General features: G+C 24.2%; 5 protein-coding genes. 4 read left to right on the top strand and 1 reads right to left on the bottom strand.

Features of this window, described 5'->3' with window-relative positions:
- The first annotated feature begins 161 nt into the window (after positions 1 to 161).
- From ACFP1Z_RS33530 to ACFP1Z_RS33515, 4 genes are all read left to right on the top strand, one after another.
- Positions 162 to 740, top strand: a complete 579-nt coding sequence (locus ACFP1Z_RS33530) for a rolling circle replication-associated protein (protein WP_390321850.1) — start codon at positions 162 to 164, stop codon at positions 738 to 740.
- A gap of 6 nt (positions 741 to 746) precedes the next feature.
- Complete coding sequence (locus ACFP1Z_RS33525; RefSeq protein WP_344865529.1) at positions 747 to 935, top strand: hypothetical protein; 189 nt, start codon at positions 747 to 749, stop codon at positions 933 to 935.
- A gap of 236 nt (positions 936 to 1,171) precedes the next feature.
- Positions 1,172 to 2,371, top strand: coding sequence for a hypothetical protein (locus tag ACFP1Z_RS33520; RefSeq protein WP_344333010.1), 1,200 nt, complete (start codon positions 1,172 to 1,174; stop codon positions 2,369 to 2,371).
- A gap of 8 nt (positions 2,372 to 2,379) precedes the next feature.
- Complete coding sequence (locus ACFP1Z_RS33515) at positions 2,380 to 3,312, top strand: tRNA guanosine transglycosylase family protein (RefSeq protein WP_198968563.1); 933 nt, start codon at positions 2,380 to 2,382, stop codon at positions 3,310 to 3,312.
- 21 nt (positions 3,313 to 3,333) lie between these two features.
- Here the strand turns inward: ACFP1Z_RS33515 and ACFP1Z_RS33510 are convergent, their stop codons facing one another.
- Positions 3,334 to 3,651 carry an AcrID1 family anti-CRISPR protein gene (locus ACFP1Z_RS33510; protein WP_198968562.1) on the bottom strand — a complete coding sequence of 106 codons (318 nt, stop codon included), beginning with the start codon at positions 3,649 to 3,651 and terminating at the stop codon, positions 3,334 to 3,336.
- Positions 3,652 to 4,345 lie beyond the last annotated feature (694 nt).

The raw sequence follows: 4,345 nt of genomic DNA, 5'->3' as shown, positions 1-4,345 counted from the left end.
GAAAAAAAAGATTTAACTTAGATTAAAGAATACAGATCTGATTATTTTCGATAATGGTTTTTTATATTTTTTTGATAATTCTTGCAATTTCGCATAATATAACATATCTACTGTAAAGAATACTTTTTCATCATATAAATCTGCAGTTTCTTTAATTTCTAGTGTTCTTTTTCCTTCTAAAATATCATCTAATTGTTTTTTTATCTCTTCTCTTTTTTCGTAAAAAATTTGTTTTACTTCACTTGGAACTCTTAGGCATATATACTTTCTACGCTGGATCTCTAGCCACCTCGCTTATAAAAATTTGTGATTATACATTTTTAAACCTTTCGCCTTTCTGTCGACATAAGTTTTTAAACGTCATTTCCGCACGTAATATTGTGGATTTGAAAAAAGTTTTAAATTTTCATTTTTCTTATACTTATACTTATTTCATTACTATTGCAACTAATTATAAATATGGAGATACTGAAAAAATTTTTAAAAAATTTCGTAGTTATATTTATAATCATGACAAAAATTCACATGTATTTTCTATAAAGGAAACCACAAAAAATTCAAATGGTCTTCATTATCATATTTTAGTTTTCACGAATAAAAAACTGGATTATTCTAGAGTTCACAAACATATGCCTCCTCATACTGATATAAGAATCGAATTAATTCCAAAAAATATAAGTGATATAAAAAATGTATATAAATATATGATAAAGACAAAAAAAGATATAAAAATGTCATAAATCAAAATGAACAAACGAGGAAAAATGCAAACTCAAGAACAGAGTCAAAAAAAGAAGCAAAAAGCAGTATTTGGAATTTATATGGACAAGGATTTGAAAACTAGACTGAAAGTATACTGTGCAAAAAATAATCTTCAATTAACTCAAGCTATAGAAGAAGCAATAAGAGAGTATTTGCAAAAACGAGGCGGTTAAAAAAACCAAATTAAAGATATTTTCTTTTTTTTATCAACTTATTTCTAAAGCTATATATCATATATATTATATAATGTATATGGTTTGATTTACTTGCTATGAAATTTATATAAAAAAATTTTGTTATTGTCAATAAGAATTTAATGAAGTTTTACTTACAAAAAGGAGACATCATATACATTATATTATGTATTAGTTTTGAGTCTTTATTTATGTCTTAAACTGCACAAGAGCTTATGGAACTTGAAAGAAAAAGTTCTGGAATTGTAAAATCATTTAATATCCTAGATATTTTTTCAATAAATCTTCTCTATATAGGAATTTTAAGCGGGATAAGTTATCCATTATTTGTCAGTAGTTTGCTAAAAAATGTTAACTTATTATACGCAATTTTAATTGGAGCAGTATTTGAAATTCCACTATTATTAATGTATTATCGTTTAACAACAAAATATCCACTTAATGGCGGTGATTATGCATATATTAGAACTGCATTTTCTTCAAAATTCTTTACAATTTTTGGAATTTCATTATGGTTAACATATGTACTATCTCAACCAATCTTAGGTGATCTTGTACTCTTAAACTTTAATATTCAAAATCAATTTGAACAATTTCTAATTGTTGAATCTTTATTTCCTATTGTTTTACTAATTATCGCTAATAAGAGAATATATGCAAAAATTGTTGATATATTAGCAATTGCACAAATAATAGTAGCATTATTTATAGTTTTTAAATCATTTAATTTTCAATATCAAAACTTCACAATTTCTAATACTTTATTATCTGCATTACTATTTGATTTATCAGCGTTTATATTCATAAATGCAATCAGTTACATAGCTGGAGAAATAAAAAATATTAAAAAATCTAGTATGGTCGGATATTTTGTAAGCTATTTAGTAGTCGTGATACTTTCAATTCTAGATAGCTATTCAAATTTGTCAATATTGTTTGCATTAATGCCAATTTGGTTCTTTAGTTACATGCCAATTGCAAATAAAATCCAAAGTAGATTAATTCAAACTATGAGTTTCGATAAAGTATTACCTGAAACATTTAGCAAAATAAATCCAAATATTTTATTATTGATTTTTGCGACAGAAACAATAGCAAATGTTCTAGAAAATCTACTTGGATTTAATATATCTTTTGGACTTGATGGTTTATTGTTCATCTTCTGGAATTTCATAATTGTAGCATTTGCATATTTGAAACTCATGAATGATAAAAAATTATTTTCTATAGTTCTAACATCTTTAGCAATTCAGATATTTCTATTCTTCTACTTAGGATATCAAAATCCAATATTTTATAAATTTGTAATCTCTGGAAATATAGAAGATACAATATTAAGAATTATAATAATACCAATAATAGGATCTATAGTATACTTATTAAGAAGAAATAAAATAAATGTCATACCAAAATAGAAAGTTATATGAAATTAGTATTTGAAATAACATCATCAAAAGAACTATTACTCAAGACAAATTTTCCAGTTTTGATTAATCAATTACATAACAAAAAAATAACTTGGAAAAATGAAACTTGGGTTGACAGTGGCGGTTATCAAATTAGCCTTTACAATTTGAAAATTTCAGTAAAAGATGTATTAGAAAAATATAAAACATATAATGCTTATGCATTTTTTTCTCTTGATATTCCATCTATTTTTGAACCATTAAATAGAAAGAATTTCGAATATTTCGAATATCTATATACTAAAATTGAATATATAGAAAGAATTATCCCAGTTATACATTTATATCCAATTAGAGAAGTAGATGAAGCCTTAGATTTTTATAAACAATACACTGATTATATAGCATTTGGCGGAATAATTGCATCTAGTAAATTAAAAATTTTAATCTATACATTTCCTTGGTATTATTATCTAAGAAAATACACAAAAAAACTTCATGTTCTAGGAATGTCTGCTCCATATTTTCTCCAAACTTTTGATAATGCTAATTCTATGGATACTTCAACTTATACAAGAATTTCAGGTTTCAGAGAGATCTTTTGGTTTGATGGTTCTAGAAGATATGTAGGCGATAGAAAAAAAAGAACATTAACAAAAGAAGAAGAAGAACTATTATATGAATTTTTAGATAAGACAAATTTTCCATTTGAATATGATCTTTCAAATGTAAAAATTTTACAAACTATAAATGCTTGGATTTTAAAATATAATAATTGGAATATTGAAAATAAATATACGATATATGCTAAGAAATTAAAAAAAATGGGACTAGATAGTCTAGTTAATGAGATAATTCAAAACTATAAAATTGCAAGTGAAATAAAGAAAAATAAGCCACAAAATATAAAGAAAAGTAATAATGATTTGGAAATTGAATTAGAAGAATAATAAATTAATCAAATAGCATACTTAAATATTGTCTTCTTCATTCTCAGATTCTGATCTTTTCTCTCTCCAACCGTAAATTTTTCTTATATAAATTTTATTCGTGTCTTTAGTATAATAAAATGTCAACTTAATAACAATATTATCATTCTGATAATATATAAATTCTTCAATAATTTCGCTATTACTCTTGATTTTATTTCTTGAATCTGGAACTCCTACAAGATATCTTAATCCATTTTCAGTAATTTCAAATAATTCTTTAAATTCAAATTCAAAACTTTTCATTTCTTGATTTTCAAAAAATACATATAGAACTACATCTAAATCTTCAAATTCCATTTTTTTCTCACTATGTTTTCGATAAAACTATGACAATTTTAAATTTTCATTCTAGGAAATTGCTAAAAAATAGAATTATTATTCCGAACTTGAGAAAAATTAAAGATAGAATTAGTTAATTATAGAAAAAGAAAAAACATATAAAAGAAGAATTAGAAAGAGAAAATAAAAAATAAAATAACTTAAAGCTTACCAAAAAGAGTCTTCATCAAATGATTCATGACTCATCTTATAGTGAAAATCTAACTCATCTAAATCTGTAGCTACAAAACTACACATTCTGCAAAAATAAACTTTATTCTTTTTGTTTTCTTTCTTACTCATTTTCGTTTTCATTTTTCTTACCTCATTCTTATATATGTAAAAACTAATATTTAAAGTTTTCTCTATCTTTTTACGTTTGTATCTCTCTAACTTTTTATGTCTCTATATTTTCAACCTCTTGAATTAGTATCACAAACTTGAAAAAAACAATCGAGAGAATTGGCTAATTATAGAAAAACAAAAAACATAAAAAAGAAGAAAATAATAGAAAATAAAAAAAGAAAATAAAAAATGATTAATGAGTTGTAATTTGAGGAATTGTCTCAGGCTTTAACGTCAATACAAGTCTATTTTCTTCTGTCCTTACTTTTACTTTTCCGGTAAATTGTATAGTGAACAACCCAGCCCTTACGGACGGGGCATCTCCACC

Source organism: Streptomyces gamaensis (assembly GCF_042656465.1).
In the GTDB taxonomy this organism is placed as follows: Bacteria; Actinomycetota; Actinomycetes; order Streptomycetales; family Streptomycetaceae; genus Streptomyces; species Streptomyces gamaensis.
Note: the sequence above shows the minus strand (reverse complement) of the source record. Positions and strands in the feature narration are given on the sequence as shown.